Source organism: Variovorax flavidus (assembly GCF_030317145.1).
Taxonomy (GTDB): Bacteria; Pseudomonadota; Gammaproteobacteria; order Burkholderiales; family Burkholderiaceae_C; genus Variovorax; species Variovorax flavidus.
The window spans coordinates 78,594-95,512 of sequence record NZ_JASZYE010000005.1; the positions used below are offsets into that span (position 1 = coordinate 78,594).

General features: G+C 65.1%; 19 protein-coding genes and 1 tRNA gene. 5 read left to right on the forward strand and 15 right to left on the reverse strand.

Annotated elements, in window-relative coordinates; translation table 11 throughout:
* Positions 1–27: 27 nt before the first annotated feature.
* Positions 28–696: a YceH family protein gene (locus QTH90_RS22060; RefSeq protein ID WP_286666717.1), complete on the reverse strand. Its 669-nt coding sequence runs from the start codon at positions 694–696 to the stop codon at positions 28–30.
* Positions 697–753: 57 nt separating this feature from the next.
* Positions 754–1,317: a YbhB/YbcL family Raf kinase inhibitor-like protein gene (locus tag QTH90_RS22065; RefSeq protein WP_286666718.1), complete on the reverse strand. Its 564-nt coding sequence runs from the start codon at positions 1,315–1,317 to the stop codon at positions 754–756.
* A 200-nt stretch (positions 1,318–1,517) separates the two neighbouring features.
* On the opposite strand from QTH90_RS22065, the gene QTH90_RS22070 reads away from it, so the two are divergent.
* On the forward strand, positions 1,518–1,889 hold the full coding sequence (locus QTH90_RS22070) for a hypothetical protein (RefSeq protein ID WP_286666719.1): 372 nt from the start codon (positions 1,518–1,520) through the stop codon (positions 1,887–1,889).
* 59 nt (positions 1,890–1,948) lie between these two features.
* On the opposite strand, the gene QTH90_RS22075 is transcribed toward QTH90_RS22070, so the two are convergent.
* The 7 genes from QTH90_RS22075 to QTH90_RS22105 form a co-directional block, all read right to left on the reverse strand.
* Positions 1,949–2,036 (reverse strand) — tRNA-Ser (locus QTH90_RS22075).
* A gap of 38 nt (positions 2,037–2,074) precedes the next feature.
* A complete protein-coding gene (locus tag QTH90_RS22080) occupies positions 2,075–2,761 on the reverse strand; it encodes a TetR/AcrR family transcriptional regulator (RefSeq protein WP_286666720.1) in 687 nt (228 codons plus the stop codon).
* Between the two features lie 15 nt (positions 2,762–2,776).
* Positions 2,777–4,033: a radical SAM family heme chaperone HemW gene (gene hemW, locus QTH90_RS22085; RefSeq protein WP_286666721.1), complete on the reverse strand. Its 1,257-nt coding sequence runs from the start codon at positions 4,031–4,033 to the stop codon at positions 2,777–2,779.
* Entirely contained in the window at positions 4,030–4,629 is a 600-nt protein-coding gene (gene rdgB, locus QTH90_RS22090) for an RdgB/HAM1 family non-canonical purine NTP pyrophosphatase (protein WP_286666722.1), read from the reverse strand. Before rdgB ends, hemW begins: the two co-directional genes overlap by 4 nt.
* Positions 4,630–4,664: 35 nt before the next feature.
* Complete coding sequence (gene rph, locus QTH90_RS22095; RefSeq protein ID WP_286666723.1) at positions 4,665–5,393, reverse strand: ribonuclease PH; 729 nt, start codon at positions 5,391–5,393, stop codon at positions 4,665–4,667.
* 29 nt (positions 5,394–5,422) lie between these two features.
* Positions 5,423–6,328 carry a PP2C family protein-serine/threonine phosphatase gene (locus tag QTH90_RS22100; RefSeq protein ID WP_286601365.1) on the reverse strand — a complete coding sequence of 302 codons (906 nt, stop codon included), beginning with the start codon at positions 6,326–6,328 and terminating at the stop codon, positions 5,423–5,425.
* A complete protein-coding gene (locus tag QTH90_RS22105; RefSeq protein ID WP_286666724.1) occupies positions 6,325–7,332 on the reverse strand; it encodes a serine/threonine protein kinase in 1,008 nt (335 codons plus the stop codon). The genes QTH90_RS22100 and QTH90_RS22105 overlap by 4 nt, the downstream gene beginning before the upstream one ends.
* An 89-nt stretch (positions 7,333–7,421) precedes the next feature.
* Between QTH90_RS22105 and QTH90_RS22110 the strand changes: the two genes are divergently transcribed.
* The 4 genes from QTH90_RS22110 (at position 7,422) to QTH90_RS22125 (ending at position 11,549) form a co-directional block, all read left to right on the forward strand.
* Positions 7,422–8,336 (forward strand): YicC/YloC family endoribonuclease, encoded by a 915-nt coding sequence (locus QTH90_RS22110; RefSeq protein WP_286666725.1) that lies wholly within the window; start codon positions 7,422–7,424, stop codon positions 8,334–8,336.
* An 11-nt stretch (positions 8,337–8,347) separates the two neighbouring features.
* Complete coding sequence (gene gmk / locus QTH90_RS22115; RefSeq protein ID WP_286666726.1) at positions 8,348–8,968, forward strand: guanylate kinase; 621 nt, start codon at positions 8,348–8,350, stop codon at positions 8,966–8,968.
* Positions 8,969–8,997: 29 nt separating this feature from the next.
* Positions 8,998–9,201 carry a DNA-directed RNA polymerase subunit omega gene (rpoZ, locus tag QTH90_RS22120; RefSeq protein WP_028249368.1) on the forward strand — a complete coding sequence of 68 codons (204 nt, stop codon included), beginning with the start codon at positions 8,998–9,000 and terminating at the stop codon, positions 9,199–9,201.
* Positions 9,202–9,293: 92 nt separating this feature from the next.
* Positions 9,294–11,549 (forward strand): RelA/SpoT family protein, encoded by a 2,256-nt coding sequence (locus tag QTH90_RS22125; protein ID WP_286666727.1) that lies wholly within the window; start codon positions 9,294–9,296, stop codon positions 11,547–11,549.
* Between the two features lie 12 nt (positions 11,550–11,561).
* Here the strand turns inward: QTH90_RS22125 and greB are convergent, their stop codons facing one another.
* The 6 genes from greB to QTH90_RS22155 form a co-directional block, all read right to left on the reverse strand.
* Positions 11,562–12,137, reverse strand: a complete 576-nt coding sequence (gene greB / locus QTH90_RS22130; protein WP_286666728.1) for a transcription elongation factor GreB — start codon at positions 12,135–12,137, stop codon at positions 11,562–11,564.
* A 54-nt stretch (positions 12,138–12,191) separates the two neighbouring features.
* Positions 12,192–13,421 carry an ABC transporter substrate-binding protein gene (locus QTH90_RS22135; RefSeq protein ID WP_286666729.1) on the reverse strand — a complete coding sequence of 410 codons (1,230 nt, stop codon included), beginning with the start codon at positions 13,419–13,421 and terminating at the stop codon, positions 12,192–12,194.
* A 78-nt stretch (positions 13,422–13,499) separates the two neighbouring features.
* Positions 13,500–14,486, reverse strand: a complete 987-nt coding sequence (locus QTH90_RS22140; RefSeq protein WP_286666730.1) for a branched-chain amino acid ABC transporter permease — start codon at positions 14,484–14,486, stop codon at positions 13,500–13,502.
* A 3-nt stretch (positions 14,487–14,489) separates the two neighbouring features.
* Entirely contained in the window at positions 14,490–15,359 is an 870-nt protein-coding gene (locus QTH90_RS22145; RefSeq protein WP_286666731.1) for a branched-chain amino acid ABC transporter permease, read from the reverse strand.
* Between the two features lie 11 nt (positions 15,360–15,370).
* Positions 15,371–16,084 carry an ABC transporter ATP-binding protein gene (locus tag QTH90_RS22150; RefSeq protein WP_286666732.1) on the reverse strand — a complete coding sequence of 238 codons (714 nt, stop codon included), beginning with the start codon at positions 16,082–16,084 and terminating at the stop codon, positions 15,371–15,373.
* The gene (locus QTH90_RS22155; protein ID WP_286666733.1) at positions 16,084–16,824 is read right to left on the reverse strand and encodes an ABC transporter ATP-binding protein; all 741 of its coding nucleotides are present in this window, start codon (positions 16,822–16,824) and stop codon (positions 16,084–16,086) included. Before QTH90_RS22155 ends, QTH90_RS22150 begins: the two co-directional genes overlap by 1 nt.
* Positions 16,825–16,919 lie beyond the last annotated feature (95 nt).

Consider the following 16,919-nt stretch of genomic DNA (forward strand, 5'->3'; position numbering starts at 1 on the left):
CACAACACCCCGAAGCGCTTTCTTGCGCTATTGATCGCCCGCAATACCCAACTCTGAAGCCATTCGGTGGACCATCGCCTTCAGGCTCGCCACCTCCGATTCGAGCCGCGCCACATTGGCCTTGAGTGCTGCGAGTTCACCCAGCGACACGTCGCCGTTGGCCTGCAGAGTGGGCACGGACGCATCCTCGGCCGGCGTTCCGCTCAGCAAGTGGGCCCAACGGCTTTCGCGCGAGCCGGGCAATCGGGGCAGCTTCAACACCAGTGCGCCCGCCGGCCGATTCGCCAACTCGTCGAGGAAAGCCTCGACCGAGGAGATGTCGGCGAAGTTGTGCATGCGATCGGAAGCAATGCGCAACTCGCCGGCCGTCTGCGGACCACGCAGCATCAGCACCGTGAGCAGGATGATCGACTGCGAGGGGATCCGCAGCACGCCGTCGATGTTGTGCGCGTACCGGAATGCCCGGCCACCACTCGTCTCCGTCACCAGGCTGTAGCCCTTGAGGCTGTCGATCGCGGCCTGTGCCTCGGCATCGGACACTTCGAGGATCGGATTGCGGCTCGTCTTCTGGTTGCAGCCCGCGACGACCGCGTTGAGCGTCAGCGGATAGCTGTCAGGCACAGTGCGCTGCTTCTCGGCAAGGACGCCGAGCACGCGGGTTTCAAGGAGGGAAAGCGTAGGGAGCGGACTGGACATGGCTTGCAGCAAGTTGGATTCGCCATTGTCCCCGTTCGCCCCCAGCGGACAGCGGCTCTACTTCTTTCGTCCATAGGTCCCGGTGGTGGTGGACTTGCCGATGGCATTGGCGTTGACCACGAAGCCCGCCAACGAGGCCGTCGCATTCGGCGGCAACTCCAGCTTCTCGACCTTGAGGGCGTAGAGCGTCGCGTGATAGCGGTGTGGCTTGTCGCCGACGGGCGGACATGGGCCACCCCAGCCGGGAGCGCCGAAGTCGGTGTTGATCTGGCGTGCGCCTGCGGGGAGCTTGGCACCGTCGGCGGTGCCTGCGCCCTGGTCGAGCGAGGTCGTCGTGGCGGGGAGGTCGACGACGATCCAGTGCCAGAACCCGGCGCCGCCGGTGGGGGCGTCGGGGTCGTGGACCATGAGCGCGAAGCTCTTCGTGCCGGGCGGTGCATTGCTCCAGCGCAGGGTTGGGGAGACGTTGTCGCCGGTGCAGCCGAAGCCTTTGAAGACGAACTTGTTGTCGATCGGGCGGCCGTCGTGCAGGTCGGGGCTGGTCACGCGGAAGCCTTCGGCGTGGGCTGCCAAGGTCGCGAGGCTGAGAGCCAATGCGGCGCTGCAATATCGGATGTGCATGGAGCGATCCCCCTCTTGTTGACGGAGGGTCATTAAATCCCGAAGCGTTCGGCTAGGGAAGTCTTGCTTGGGCAAGAGTGGCGTACCGGGGAGACGCTCTCCAACGCCGCGTCAATTGGCGCGACTGGACGCTGCTAGCCTGGGAGTGTAGGGTTCACCCTTTCGAAATCGAGGAGCCCTTCGTGCGAGCTACGCAGCAAATGAGCATCACTCCGTCGAACGACGTGGCGGACGTTGTGAGGGGCAAGGCGCAACGCGTTCTTTGTTCAATCGTCGGCACGTTTGCCATCTGGACACTGGTGGCCTGCCAGAATCCGACGCCAAGTCCGTCGATCGGTGTCGGCAATCCCTATCCAGTCAGTAGCTACGTTTGCGATGGGACACGCCTGGCTGTGCGCTTGATGGGAGAAAGTGCCTCGGTCTCCGTTGACGGAGCGGCCGCCATCGATCTTCCCGCGATCGGAAAGTCGGGGACCACGTTCTCGAACGGACGCCAAACGATGACCATCGATCAGGGCCGCACGTCGTGGGCCGTGGGGCGCGCCGCGCCGGTTTCGTGCACTGGCGGCTAGAAGTCGTCGCCCGGCATGCGGCTGGGTCTCACGCAGCGTCGATGAGAGACATCGATAGCTGGCGGAGAGTGTGAGATTCGAACTCACGGACGGTTGCCCGTCGGCAGTTTTCAAGACTGCTGGTTTAAACCACTCACCCAACTCTCCTGGGCTGCCTCCACGCGCGTGGAGGCAGGGTCGCGATTTTAGTCGCTGCTCGGGGCCGGCTTTTCGGACGCGCCGGCAGACGCAGGCGTCCAGCCTCGCATCACCAGATCGACGATGCCTTCCGCCCATGCGCGGCGCTCTTCCGGACCGGCCAGCGGCTTCGAAATAAAGAAGCGCACGCCGCCAAACGCCAGAGTCGACAGCTGCACCGCTGCCAGTTCGGGCGACGGTAAATGCAAGGTTCCCGCCTTGTGCGCCTCCGCCAGGTACTCCACGACGGGCGCAAGCACATAGCTGTTTTCCGCATACAGCGACTTGGCCAGCTCCGGAAAGCGCACGGCTTCGGCGATCACGAGGCGCAGCAGCGCAAGCGTCTTGGGCTCGGTGGCGCTCTGGTACATGCGGTCGACCAGGTCGAGCAGCACCTGCCGTTCGTCAGCGTCCTGTTGCACCAGGGTCGCCTGCATCGTCTCGCGGGCACTGCTCACTGCGCGGTGCACCACCTCGCGGAACAGCGCTTCCTTGTTGTCGAACTGGCGGTAGATGGTGATCTTGGCAACGCCCGCCTCGCGCGCGATGGCCTCGATGCTGGTCGCGGCGTAGCCCTTGTCCAGGAAAGACTCCAGCGCCGCGGCAAGAAAGGACTCGCGCAGGGCAATGGCCTGCTCCGGGCTCGGTCGGCCGCGCGAACGGCGTTTGGTCTCTGCAGATTCGAGGTTTTCCATGGCAGTTGAAGTTGCTCAGGTGTCCGGTAGGAAGATGGTCTGCAGGTCGCTCAGGAAATCGTACCCCCGCGGCGTCGGCCAGACGCGCGAAAGATCCCGTTCGATCAATCCCTTGCGCTCGGCCTCTTCGAGGCCGCGCTGGATGGAGGTGATGGCAAGGCCGGTCCGCTCGCCGAACTGCGCCAGCGTGAAGCCGTCCTTCAAGCGCAGGGCATTGAGCATGAACTCGAAGGGCAACGCGGCCATAGCGACATCGTCGCTTTGCGCAACAGCCCGCATGGCGATGGCGTTGTCCATATAGAGACGCGGCTCCCGAAAGCGAACCTGCCGCACGATGCGGTGCGCAAAGCTCAGCTTGCTGTGCGCACCGGCGCCGATGCCGAGGTAGTCGCCGAACTCCCAGTAGTTCAGATTGTGCGCGCATTGATGACCGGCGCGGGCGTAGGCCGAAATCTCGTAGCGTCCGAGGCCGTGCCCGGCTGTGCGTTCCGTGATGCGGTCCAGCATGGCGTAGGCCGTGTCGTCCTCGGGCACCACCGGCGGGAACTTGGCGAAATAGGTGTTGGGCTCGATCGTGAGGTGGTAGACCGACAGATGCGGCGGCGCCAGCGCCAAGGCCTGGTCCAGGTCCGTATCCAGTCCTTCCAGCGTCTGGCCGGGGAGCGCGTACATCAGGTCGAGGTTGAAGGTGTCGAAGGCGACCGCCGCCTCCTCCACTGCAGCGATGGCCTGCGCGCGATCGTGCACGCGGCCGAGGGCCTTCAGGTGCTCATCGCTGAAGCTCTGGACGCCTACAGACAGCCGCGTGACGCCAGCCGCCCTGTAGGCACGGAATCGGTCGCGCTCGAAGGTGCCGGGGTTGGCCTCCAGCGTGATCTCGCAATCGGGCGCCAGCTTGAGCCGCGCGCGGAGGTCGCCGATGAGGCGGTCGATGGACGCCGGCGAAAAGAGGCTCGGCGTACCGCCGCCGATGAAGATCGTGTGCACGGTGCGGCCCCAGACCAGGGGGAGCGCGGCGTCGAGGTCGGCCACCAGTGCGTCGAGATAACGTTGCTCGGGCAACGCGTCGTCGCTGTTTCGCCATTCGTGCGAATTGAAGTCACAGTACGGGCACTTGCGCAGGCACCATGGGAGATGGACGTACAGCGACAGCGGCGGCAGCGCCGACAACTGCAAGGGCCCGGGTCGCATCAGGTGAAGCGCATCGTTCGCACCGGCCGCGCCGTCGGAAGGCTCCTCGGCGTTGGCGGAGATCGGAATGACGACGCTCACGACCAGCGCTCGCGCATCAGGGCCAGCATCGCGCGCGCCGCCTGGCCGCGATGGCTGTTGGCGTTCTTCACATCGGCGGGCAGTTGGGCAAAGGTCTTGCCGAACTGTGGCAGGAACATCACCGGGTCGAAGCCGAAGCCGTTGTCTCCCACGGGCTCGCGTGCAATCTCGCCAGCCACCCGGCCCACTGCGATCAACGGCTCCGGGTCGTCGGCGCTGCGCAGCGCCACCAGGGTGCTGACCAAGGCCGCGCGACGATCGGTCTTCGACGCCAACTGCTCCAGCAGCGCACGGACGTTGTTCGCATCGCCCTTCTCGTAGCCGAATTGCGTGGCGTAGTACGCCGTGTCGACACCGGGAAGCCCACCAAAGGCTTCGACGCACAGCCCGGCATCGTCCGCGATGGCGGGCAGCCCCGTGGCGGCCGAAGCATGGCGCGCCTTGGCCAGGGCGTTCTCGACGAAGGTGCGATGCGGCTCCTCGGCCTCGCCGACGCCCAGTTCGGATTGGCGCACGAGCGTCACGTCGAGCGGCGCGAGCAGGGCCTGAAGCTCGGCGAGTTTCCCTTGGTTGTTGGAGGCCAGGACCAGTTTCATCGTCAACTTGCGCAGATGCGCGTCTTCTCTAGTCTTCAGCTCGAAAGCGCCCGCGTTTGCAGGGCGGTCAGTTCGGTGATGCCCTTCTCGGCCAGCGCCAGCAGTGCATTCATTTCTTCGCGCGAGAAGGCCGCGCCTTCTGCCGTGCCTTGAACTTCGACGAAATGGCCGGCACCGGTCATCACCACGTTCATGTCGGTATCGCAGGCCGAGTCTTCGGTGTATTCGAGATCAAGAAGCGGCGTGCCCTGCACGATACCGACCGAAATGGCTGCCACGTGACCGCGGATGGGCGACGCGGGAATCTTGCCTTGCGCGAGCAGCTTGTTGACTGCGTCCTGCGCGGCGACGAAGGCGCCCGTGATGGCCGCCGTGCGCGTGCCGCCATCGGCCTGCAGCACGTCGCAGTCGAGATGGATGGTGCGCTCGCCCAGCGCCGCGAGATCGAACACCGCACGCATCGAGCGCCCGATAAGACGCTGGATTTCCTGCGTGCGGCCGCTTTGCTTGCCGCGGGCCGCCTCGCGATCGCTGCGGGTGTGCGTGGCGCGCGGGAGCATGCCGTATTCGGCCGTGACCCAGCCTTCGCCGCTGCCGCGCTTGTGCGGTGGCACCTTTTCCTCGACCGAGGCGGTGCAGAGCACTCGCGTCTGGCCGAACTCGATCAGCACCGAGCCCTCTGCATGGATGGTGAAGCCCCGGGTGATGCGCACCGGGCGCAACTGATCGGCGGCGCGGCCGCCGCTTCGTACGAAAACTGTCATGGTGAGGAAACGGAAAAAATGAAGAAAAACTAGCCCTTGCGGGCAGCGGAGCGCTTGATGGCTTCGTTGATCTCGGCGATCGAACGCTCGATGGCGTCTTCGTCGAGGTCGTCGAGTTCGCTGTCCGAAGGCATGCCGGCCTGAATGGTCGAGGCGAACACGCCGTCACTGATGCTGTCGGTGGAGACACCGCGCTTCTGCCCCGGCTCGTCGGGCGTTTCCCATTCCAGCGCGATCAGCGTCACGTTGTCGCTGTGGGTGCCGCCGTTGCGCAGCGCCATCTCGGCGAGGTCTGGAGCGGAGTCGGAAACGGGTTTGCCGGAGGAGAGGATGTGCACGATCACGCTGTCGTCCAGCACGCCCCAGACGCCGTCCGAGCACAGCATGATGCGGTCGCCGCGCTGCAATTGAAGCGGCGCCGACACGTCGAACAAGGGCGGCGTGGGCGAGCCCAGGCACGTCAGCAGCAGGTTGCGATTGACCGGCTCGGGCCCCGCATTAGCGCGCGGCCGCTCGGCGTGCGAATGGTCGCGGGTGCGGGTGAGCAGTTCGCCATCGCGCACCACGTACAGGCGCGAATCGCCGCAGTGGATCCACGTTGCCGTCGTACCCTGGATGACGGCCGCCACCACGGTCGTGCGCGGCGTGTCGAGCATGCCCTTGTTGCCCGCGTACCGCATGATCTGCTGGTGAGCCGACATGACCGCTGCCGTCAGAAAGGCCTTGACGTCCTTGACGATGGGGCGGGCTTCCCGCTGGTAGAGCGCTGCAATGGTCTGCAATGCCAGTTGGGCCGCCACTTCGCCTTCGGGATGCCCGCCCATGCCGTCGGCCAGCACGAACAACCCCGATTCACGCGTGTAGCAATAACCCATGCGATCTTCGTTCTTGAGGCGGCCGCCCTTGCGGCTGACTTGGAATACAGAAAACTTCATGCCGGGCGTGTGGTCGGCGCTGCCGCCTTGGGCAGCCCCTTCTTTTCAAATGAGCGCATGTTGTCGATCGAAAGTCGGACTTTCTCGCCGACGGTGAGCTTGGTGTAGCGGCGTTCGCCCTCGCGGCTGAGTTCCTTCTGCAGGGCGAACACCGATTGCGGGCGCGACAGCGGATCGAGCGACATGCACCACTCGACCACTTCGATCAGGTTGTCCGAGTAGATGCCGCGCAGGCGCGAGAGCGACAGGCCGAGGCGGTCCTTCTCGATGCGCTGCGGTGCATCGTTTGGGGGATAACCCTGCATGCAGGCGTAGATGCAGGCGCCGATGGCGTAGATGTCGGTCCACGGCCCCATCGACGAATCGCGGCGGTACATCTCGGGCGCGGCAAAGCCGGGCGTGTACATCGGGCGGATGAAGTTGCCTTCCTTGGAGAGCACTTCGCGCGCGGCACCGAAGTCGATCATGACGGCGCGGTCGTCGTCGGTCACGAAGATGTTGGCCGGCTTGATGTCCAGGTGGAGCATCTTGTGCTGGTGCACGATGCGCAAGCCGCGCAGGATCTCGTCGAACAGGGAGCGGATCGTCGACTCGCGGAATACTTTCTGCTTCTTCAGGTCGCGCGCGGTGACGATGAAATCCTGCAGGGTGGCCCCTTCCAGGTAGTTCATGACCATGTAGACGGTCTCGTTCTCGCGGAAGAAATTGAGCACGCTCACCACGGAGGCATGCGAGATCTGCGCGAGCGATCGCCCTTCCTCGAAGAAGCTCTTCAGGCCCAGGCGGTAGAGCGAAAGTTTCTCGGGCGGCACCTGCGGCGCCAGTTCGCCGGTGCCGCGTGTCGCCAGCGACGACGGAAGGTATTCCTTGATGGCGACCTGCTGGCCGCTCTGGTCGACGGCGAGGTAGACGACGCCGAAACCACCGGCGGAAAGCCGCCGCACGACGCGATAGCCGCCAATGACCGTATCAGGCAGCAGGGGCGAAGGTTTGACCTTTGACATAATCCGGGAGTTTCGCCCGAAGGCGATGGTGCGGCAAGCGAACGCTGTGCCGACGCCACGGTGCGAACAACAAATCACAGTGAGGCGCAATGCCAGTTTACAGCATGACCGGCTATGCCAGCGGCCAAAGCGGCCCCGCAGGCAGCCACTCCGAAGCCGAAGCGCGGCCCCACGCCGCAGCCCGGCTCGGGGTCGAAATCCGCTCGGTCAACAGCCGATTTCTCGACCTGACTTTCAAGCTGCCCGAGGAACTGCGCCAGCACGAACCGGCGCTGCGCGAATTGCTCACGGGGCGGCTCAAGCGCGGCAAGGTCGAGGTGCGGGCGGCGATCGAGAACACCTCCAACGCCGGCATCGGCGAGCCGTCGGCCAAGCTGCTGCAACGGCTCAACGGCCTGCAGGACAGCGTCAAGGCCTGGCTTCCGACCGCACGCGAACTCAGCGTTGCTGACGTGCTACGGCTCGCCGCCGGCGACACCGCGACCAAGGGCGATTGGGGCCCCGATCTGACCGAAGTCACCGAAAAGGCCCTCAAGGCCCTGCTTTCTGCGCGCGAACGCGAAGGCGCGCGCCTCGCCAAGATGCTGCAGGACCACCTGACGCAGTTGCGGGCGCTCGCGACCCAGGCGTTGCCGCTGGTCCCCCAGCTCGTGGAACAGCAGCGCACGCGCTTTCTCGAGCGCTGGCAGGAAGCCATGGGCCTGAGCGGCGGCACGCTGCCGGAAGCGGCGCAGGATCGCGCCCTCACGGAGGCAACGGCCTTCGCCATCCGCATCGACGTCGCCGAGGAACTCACGCGCCTGAACTCGCATCTGGACGAAATCGAGCGTCTCGTGAAAAAGGGCGGCGAGATCGGCAAGCGGCTGGATTTCCTGATTCAGGAGCTCCATCGCGAGGCCAACACCCTGGGCTCGAAATCGGCAACGCTCGAACTGACGCGCATCGGCGTCGACATGAAGGTGCTGATCGAGCAGATGCGCGAGCAAGTCCAGAACATCGAATAGAGAAGCAGCGAATGGACTACCCCGGCAATATCTTCGTGGTCGCGGCGCCCAGCGGCGCCGGCAAATCGAGCCTGGTCAAGGCCCTGATGGAACTCGACTCCGCCGTGCAACCCTCGGTTTCGCACACCACCCGCCCGCCCCGCGGCCAGGAAAAGCACGGTCGCGAATACTTTTTTGCGTCCCACTCAGAGTTCGACTCGATGGTGGCGGCCGACGCCTTCGTCGAATGGGCGCACGTGCACGGCCAGCGCTACGGCACGTCCAAGAAGGCGATCGAGGAGCGCATCGCCCAAGGGGCGGACGTCATCCTTGAAATCGACTTTCAAGGCGCACTCCAGATCCGAAAGACCTTTACGAATGCAGTGATGATCTTCATCCTGCCGCCCAGCTGGGAAGAGCTGCGTTCCCGGCTCGAACGCCGCGGGGAAGACAGCGCCGCGATCATCGAATTGAGGCTGCGAAACGCCGCCGAAGAGATGGCCCGCGCCAGCGAATTCGACTTCGTTATAATCAATGAGGTATTTGAGCGCGCGCTTTTCGACTTGAAGGCGATAGTCCACGCTCAGCGGCTCCGCTACTCCGCACAGCGCCGTGCGCGTGCAAGCACCTTTGCCGCGCTGAACATCCCCTGATCCGCCCACCCCACCGCCGAAAGATCCTCATGGCCCGCATCACCGTCGAAGATTGCCTGCAACACATTCCGAACCGCTTCCAGCTCGTGCTTGCCGCCACCTACCGTGCGCGCATGCTGAGCCAGGGCCACGCTCCCAAGATCGAGAGCAAGAACAAGCCGGGCGTGACCGCCCTGCGCGAAATCGCCGAAGGCAAGATCGGCCTTGAAATGCTGAAGAAGGTTCCCGGCTAAGTTGATGCTCACATGCAACAAGGAAGCACCGTACGCGGTGCTTTTTTTGTGCCTGAATGCGTCGCATTGGCTGGCACGCTAAAGTGGGAGCCATGAGCGCGGTCGTCAAGCCCCAGTTAGAGGCCTCCCCGAGCCCCCGGCCGAGCCCGGCGGCATTGAACGCGGCCGCCGCCAGCTTCGCCGCGCTGACCGATCGCCTGGACTATCTGGGCGCGGAAGACATCGAACAGGTCCGCCGCGCCTACCGCTTTGCCGACGAGGCTCACCTGGGCCAGTTGCGCAACAGCGGCGAGCCCTACATCACCCATCCGATCGCCGTGGCGGCGCAGTGCGCGGAATGGAAGCTCGACGCACAGGCCTTGATGGCCGCCCTGCTGCACGACGCGATCGAGGATTGCGGCGTGACCAAGTCGGAGCTGATCGAGCGCTTCGGCGCCCCGGTCGCCGAACTGGTCGATGGCCTCACGAAGTTGGACAAGCTTCGCTTCAACACCCGCGAAGAGAACCAGGCGGAATCGTTCCGCAAGATGCTTCTCGCGATGGCGCGCGATGTGCGGGTCATCCTGGTCAAGCTGGCCGACCGGACGCACAACATGCGCACGCTGGACGATGCGCCACGCGAGAAATGGGCGCGCATCTCTCGCGAGACGCTCGAGATCTACGCGCCCATCGCCCATCGGCTCGGCCTCAACCAGACTTATCGCGAACTGCAGGACCTGTCGTTCCGCCACCTGCGACCGTGGCGCTACGCCATCCTCGCGAAAGCGGTGGCCAAGGCACGTGGGCGACGACGGGACCTGATCCAGAAAGTCCAGCAGGAGGTCGAAACGGCCTTCTCCGCCGCTGGCATGAGCGTGCGAATCGCCGGGCGCGAGAAAACGCTCTATTCCATCTACCGCAAGATGGACGAAAAGCACCTGAGCTTCGCCCAGGTGACCGACATCTACGGTTTCCGGCTGATCGTGCCGACGGTGATCTCCTGCTACACCGGCCTGGGCATCCTGCACCAGATGTACAAGCCGCTGCCCGGCAAGTTCAAGGACCACATCGCGATCGCCAAGCTCAACGGCTACCAGTCGCTGCACACCACGCTGGTGGGCCCTGCGGGCGTCAACGTCGAGTTCCAGCTGCGCACCGAGGCCATGCACGTCGTCGCCGAATCCGGCGTCGCGGCGCATTGGCTCTACAAGGCGGCTGAGCCTGCCGCGGCAACCACCAGCGAGCGACTCGGCGCCAAATGGCTGCAGTCGCTGCTCGACATCCAGGACGAAACGCGCGACGCCGCGGAGTTCTGGGACCACGTCAAGGTCGACCTGTTCCCGGACGCCGTGTATGTGTTCACGCCCAAGAGCCAGATCATGGCGCTGCCGCGTGGCGCGACCGTGGTCGACTTTGCCTACGCAATCCACAGCAACATCGGCGATCACACGTCCGCCGCGCGCATCAACGGCGACCAGGTCCCGCTGCGCACCGAACTCAAGAACGGTGACGTGGTCGAGATCATCACGGCGCCCGTGTCGACGCCGAATCCCGCTTGGCTCGGCTTCGTTCGAACCGGCCGTGCGCGCTCGAAGATTCGCCACTACCTCAAGACGCTCGCGCACGCCGAATCCGAAGGGCTGGGCGAAAAGCTGCTCGCCCAGGCGCTGCGTGCCGAGGGCCTCGGCAACCTGCCGGACGACGACGCAGACCACCAGCAACTCTGGGAAAAGCTGCTGCGATTCACCGGCAACCGCACGCGCTCCGAACTGCTGACCGACATCGGACTGGGCAAGCGCATCGCGAGCATCGTCGCGAAGCGGCTCATGGCCCTGCTGTCCGAGCGCGGCGAAAAGCCCGATGCGCTGATGCTGAGCCGTGAGCGCTTCACCGCGCATGAAGGTGTCTCGCAAGGCGCCGTCACGCTGGACGGAAGCGAAAACTCCTCGGTGCGTTTCGCCTTGTGCTGCCGGCCGATCCCCGGCGATTCGATCGTCGGCTACCTCGGCCACGGTGAGGGCCTGGTCGTGCACACCGACGAATGCGGCGTCGGCCAACGCCTGCGCTACAAGGACAGCGAGCGGTTCTTCGCCGTCGAATGGGCCGACGACCCCGTCCGCACCTTCGAGACCGGCGTCGTCATCACAGTGCGCAACGACAAGGGCGTGCTCGCGCGCGTCGCCGCAACGCTCGCCGACGCCGAGGCCGACATCACGCACGTGGAAATGGCCGACGAAACGCCGCAGGACTCAACGGATCTTCGTTTCGTGATCGCCGTGCGCGACCGCACGCACCTCGAAGCCGTGCTGCGCGCCGTGCGGCGGACCTCCTCCGTGCTCGCGGCGGCACGAACCGTCCCCGCGCCCTGAACGGGCGGCCGCTCAGGCCGGGCCGTCTGAAGGCGATGGGTAGCTGACCGACAACACCTCGATATCGTGCAAGCCACCGGGCGTGGCGAGCTTGACCACGTCGCCTTCCCTCGCCTTCAGCAGTGCGCGGGCGATCGGTGAGATCCAGCTGACTTGCGACTGCGCGCTGTCGGCCTCGTCGATGCCCAGGATGGTGACTTCGCGCTCCTCGCCGGTTTCGTCCGCATAGCGCACCGTCGAGCCGAAGAACACCTGGTCGCTGCCGTGGTGCACCGAGGGATCGGTGACCTCTGCCACCTCCAGCCGCTTCGTCAGGAAGCGGATCCGGCGATCGATCTCGCGCAGCCGCTTCTTGCCGTAGAGATAGTCGCCGTTCTCCGAACGATCACCGTTCTTTGCAGCCCAGTGAACCGCCTCCACCACCTTGGGCCGCTCCTCGTCCATGAGATTCAGCAACTCGGCGCGCAGGCGCGAATAGCCCCCGGGCGTCATGTAGTTCTTTCCGCCCGCGGGCAACGGGGGCAGCGCGCCGCCCTCGCCGCCGTCCTCGTCGTCCGTGTCGCTTTCTTTGGTGAATGCCTTGCTCATTGCTCACAACCGGCCCGTAGCGGGCTCGGCGGCGGTTGTATCACAGGGGCGCGCTCAATCGACGGTGCTGATCACCTCGCCGAAGCCTTGCCACTGCGTGCCGGTGAAGCGGGCGAGTTGCCCCTGCTTTACGAGGAAGAAGTCGGTCGGCGTCGTGTTGAGCGACATGCCCGTCAGCAGCAGGGGCAGTTTCAGGTTCTTGATGTTGGCGGCCTGCTTCATCACATTTTCGCGCGACAGGTCATTGCCGGCCTGCTTCAGGATCTGGACCATGGTCTGCGCCGCCAGATAGGCATAGAGGTTGGAGGCGTCCTTCGGATCACCCTCCCGGTAGTAGCGGCCCATGAAGGCGCGCCATTCGAGCATCGCCGGGTCGTCCTTCCATTGCGGATCGTTCGGATCCTTGTAGTACTGCATGGTGAGCAGGCCCGTCGACTTGTCGAGCCCCGCCGGCGCGAGCACCGACCCCACCGAGGCGCCAACGTTGTTGACGATGTGCAGCGGCTTCCAGCCCGAGTCGAAGGCCTTGCGGATGGCCTGGGCCGCGAACTTGGGTGTGGTGATGTTGATGAAGGTGTCCGCACCGGACCCCTGAAGGGTGACGATCTGCGAATCGACAGTGGGATCCGTCACTTCGTAGGTCGCCTCGGCAACGATCATCTTGGCGCCCTTCGCGCCCAGGCCATCCTTGACGCCCTTGAGCACATCCTTGCCGTAGTCGTCGTTCTGGTAAAGGATCGCGACCTTCGCGTTGGGCTTCTCCTTCAGCAGGTACTTGGCGTAGATCACGCCTTCGGCCTGGTAGCTCAGGTTGAAGCCGAGCGTCCACGGGAAATTCTTGGGGTCGGCCCACTTCGTCGCGCCGGTCGCGAGCAGCAGGTGCGGCACCTTCTTGGCGTTGACGTACTTGTGGATCGCCGAATTGCTCGGTGTGCCCAGCGTCTGGAACAGCGCGAGCACTTCGTCCTGCTCGACCAGCTTGCGCACCTGCTCGACGGTCTTCGGCGGGCTGTAGCCGTCGTCCAGGCTAATCAGGGTGACCTTGCGGCCATTGATGCCGCCGCTGTCGTTGATCATCTTGAAGTAGGCCTGCTGGAGCTTGCCGATCGTGCCGTAGGCCGAGGCCGGGCCGCTGTAGGGCATGGTCTGGCCGAGCTTGATCTCGGTGTCCGAGGCTCCGGGCCCGTATTTCTTCTGCGCGGCGGCTGGTGCGGCGACGACGGCCAAGGCGACCGCCGCCGCGCCGGCGAGCAAGCTTGCACGACGGTCTGGACTGAACTTCATGATGTGTCTCCTTCAATGTCATCGAACACAAATCGGACCGGCCTGCGAGGCCGGGAACCGGACGAGAACACGAACTTCTCAGCGCCTGCGCCTTTGAAATCGACCGACGAGGATGCGGATCAAACCGGCCACCCCGCCGGGCATGACATACATGAACACGATGAGGAACACGCCGTAGATCGCCCAGGGCGCGGCCTTCGAGATCTGGTCGGCGACGTTCGGGATGAACTGGATGAACAGCGCTCCGAAGATCGCGCCCTGGATCGACGCCAGCCCGCCGATGACGACCCCCACCACGAGCGAGATCGACAGGAAGATGTTGAAGGAATCCGGCGCGACGAACTGGATGACGATCGCGCCCAAGGCTCCGGCGATGCCGGTGTACATCGCGGAGACGCCGAAAGTCAACGACTTGACCATGGCGGTGTTGACGCCCATCGCCTGCGCCGCGATCGGCTGGTCGCGTATCGCAACCATCGCCCGTCCCATGCGTCCGCGCAGCAGGTTCCAGCCGATGACGAACAGCACCAGCAGGAAGGCCAGCACGACGAAATACAGCCATTGGTCTTGCGTCAGGCCCGTCCACTCCGGCGCCTCGGGCTTCACGATCACGATCCCCTGCGCGCCGCCGGTCCAGTGTTCGAGGTGCTTGTACTTGAGGATCTGCGGCATCGCCACGCCGAGCGCGAAGGTAGCGAGCGCAAGGTAGAGGCCCTCCAGTCGAAGCGCCGGCAGGCCGAACAGGAAGCCTGCCAGCAGGCACACGGCGCCCGCGACCGGCACGGTCAGCCAATAGGGCACGCCGAACCTGTCCATGAGGATCGCCGCGACGTAGGCACCGATGGCATAGAAGGCCCCATGGCCCAGCGAGATCTGGCCGTTGTAGCCGGTCAGCATGTTCAGGCCGAGCAATGCGATGGCGTACACCAGGGCAAGCGTGAACTGGAACACCCGGTAGTTGCTGACCAGGAAAGGCAGCGCGCACGCAATGACGAGCAGAAGCAGCAATCCGGCAAGCCGTGCCTTGCTCGGTGGCGTGCGCGTCGGGTCGTTGGGGTTGGCCATGGTTCAGACCCGCGTGACGTGGACCTTGCCGAACAGTCCGGAAGGCCGGATCACGAGCACGCCGACGATCAGCACCAGCGCGACCGTCAGCTTCAGTTCGGTGCCGAGGATGGCCCCGACCAGGTTTTCCAGCACGCCGACGATGAAACCGCCCAGCACCGCCCCGCCCGGGCTGTCGATGCCGCCGAGCAGTGCCGCGGCAAAGGAATACAGCAGGATGCCGGCCATCATGTTCGGCTCGAGGAACACCGTGGGCGCAACCATGATGCCGGCGATCGATCCGATGGCCGCGGCCAGCCCCCAGCCCAGCGCCAGCATCCAGCCCACGCGGATGCCCACCAACCGGCTCGATACCGGGTTCTGCGCTGCGGCTCGCATCGCCAGGCCCAACGGAGTGAAGCGGAAGAACGCGAACACCAGCGCAAGCACCGCCAGCGTGATGCCGATGGAGCCCATCTCATGCGAGGACACGTACGAATTGCCGAACAGCGGCTCGGCCGGAAACGGGCTCGGGAAGGGCTTGATCGTGTACGAGAAGATCCATCCCGCAAGGCTGTTGAGGATCACCAGCAGGCCGATGAACACGATCACGACCGACAGGATCGGCGCATCCTCCACCGGTTGCAGGATGACCCTTTCGATGAGCGCACCCAGCACGAAGGCGACCGCCACCGTGATCAAGAACGCTCCCCAGTACGGCACGCCGGCCTGTATGAGGCTCCACGCAATATAGGTGGAGAACATCGCCATTTCGCCCTGCGCGAAGTTCACCAGATGCGTGGCCTGGTAGATCATCACCAGAGCCAGGGCCATGCTCGCATAGATGCCGCCTGTGGCGAGGCCGGAGAGCACTTGATGGAGCAGGACGTTCATCTGGGAGTGCGCTAATAGCCGAGGTACGAACGCCGTACCGCCTCGTCGTTGCGGATAGTCTCGGCGGTGCCCGAGATCACGACGCGGCCGGTTTCCAGCAGGTACGCCTGGTCGGCCAGGCGCAGCGCCAGTGCCGCGTTCTGCTCTACGAGCAGCATGCTCACGCGGTCGCGCCGGTTGATCTCCCGGAAGATCTCGAAAAGCTCCTGCACGATGCGCGGCGCGAGGCCGAAGGAGGGTTCGTCCAGCAGGAGCAGGCGCGGCCGCAGCATCAGCGCGCGCGACACGGCGAGCATCTGCTGTTCGCCGCCCGACAAGGTGCCGGCCTGCTGGCGCCTGCGCTCCCTGAGGCGCGGAAAGTAGTCGTACACGCGCTCGAAGTCCGCGGCCACCTCGGACTTGTCGCGCCGCGTGTAGGCCCCGAGACGCAGGTTCTCCTCGACGCTCAGGTGGACGAAGGTGCCACGCCCGTCCGGCACGTGGGCCACGCCCAGGCGGACGATGCCTTCGGTCGCACGGCCGTCGATGCGCGTCGTGGCGAAGACGATCTCGCCCTGCGTCTTCACCATGCCGCAGACTGCGCGCAAGGTCGTGGTCTTGCCCGCGCCGTTGGCGCCGAGGATGGTGGTGATGCCGCCCTCCTCCACGGCGAAATCCATGCCGTGCAGGACCTTGCTCGGACCGTATTGCGCGTGCAGGCCGCGCACGTCGAGCAGTGCGGCCATCAGGTCTGGCCTCCCAGGTAGGCGCGAATCACCTCGGCGTTGGCCTGCACCTCGGCCGGCGTGCCATCCGCAATGATGCGGCCGAAGTCCAGCGCGACCACCTTGTCCGACACGCGCATCACCAGGTTCATATGGTGTTCGACCAGCAGCATCGTGAGCTTGAGGCGGTCGCGCACCTGCCGCAGCAGTTCCATGAGGTTGCCGACCTCCTCGTGGTTGAGGCCGCCTGCAGGCTCGTCGAGCAGTAGCAGCTTCGGCTGGCTGGCCAAGGCGCGGGCCAGTTCGACTCGCTTCTGCGTCCCGAACGGCAGGTCCATCACCGGGGTCTCGGCGACGCTGTGCAGATCCAGCAGATCGACCAGCTGATCGGCATGTGCCTCCAGCGCTTCCTCTTCGCGCCGCACCCACGGCAGACGAACTGCGTTCGCGAAGAATCCGCTGCGCGTCCGGCAATGCCCGCCGAGCAGGATGTTCTGCCGGACCGTCATGGTCCGGAACAGCGCCAGGTTCTGAAAAGTGCGCCCGATGCCGAGAGCGGCGATGCCGTAGGCCGGCGTGGCGACTAGCGACCGGTCTTCGAAAAGAATGCGCCCCTCGCTGAATGCGTAGAGCCGGGAGAGGCAGTTGAAGAGCGTCGTCTTGCCCGCGCCGTTGGGCCCGATCAGGCCGACGATGTGCCCGGTCGCGACCGAGAACGACACCTTGTCGAGGGCCGTGATCCCGCCGAAGCGCACGGTCACGCCATCGACACGGAGCAGATCAGCACGGTTGGCAGGCGAGACGATGTTCGACTCCTTGCGCGGTGGGGCAGCGGCCGGTGCCGGACGATCTCGCC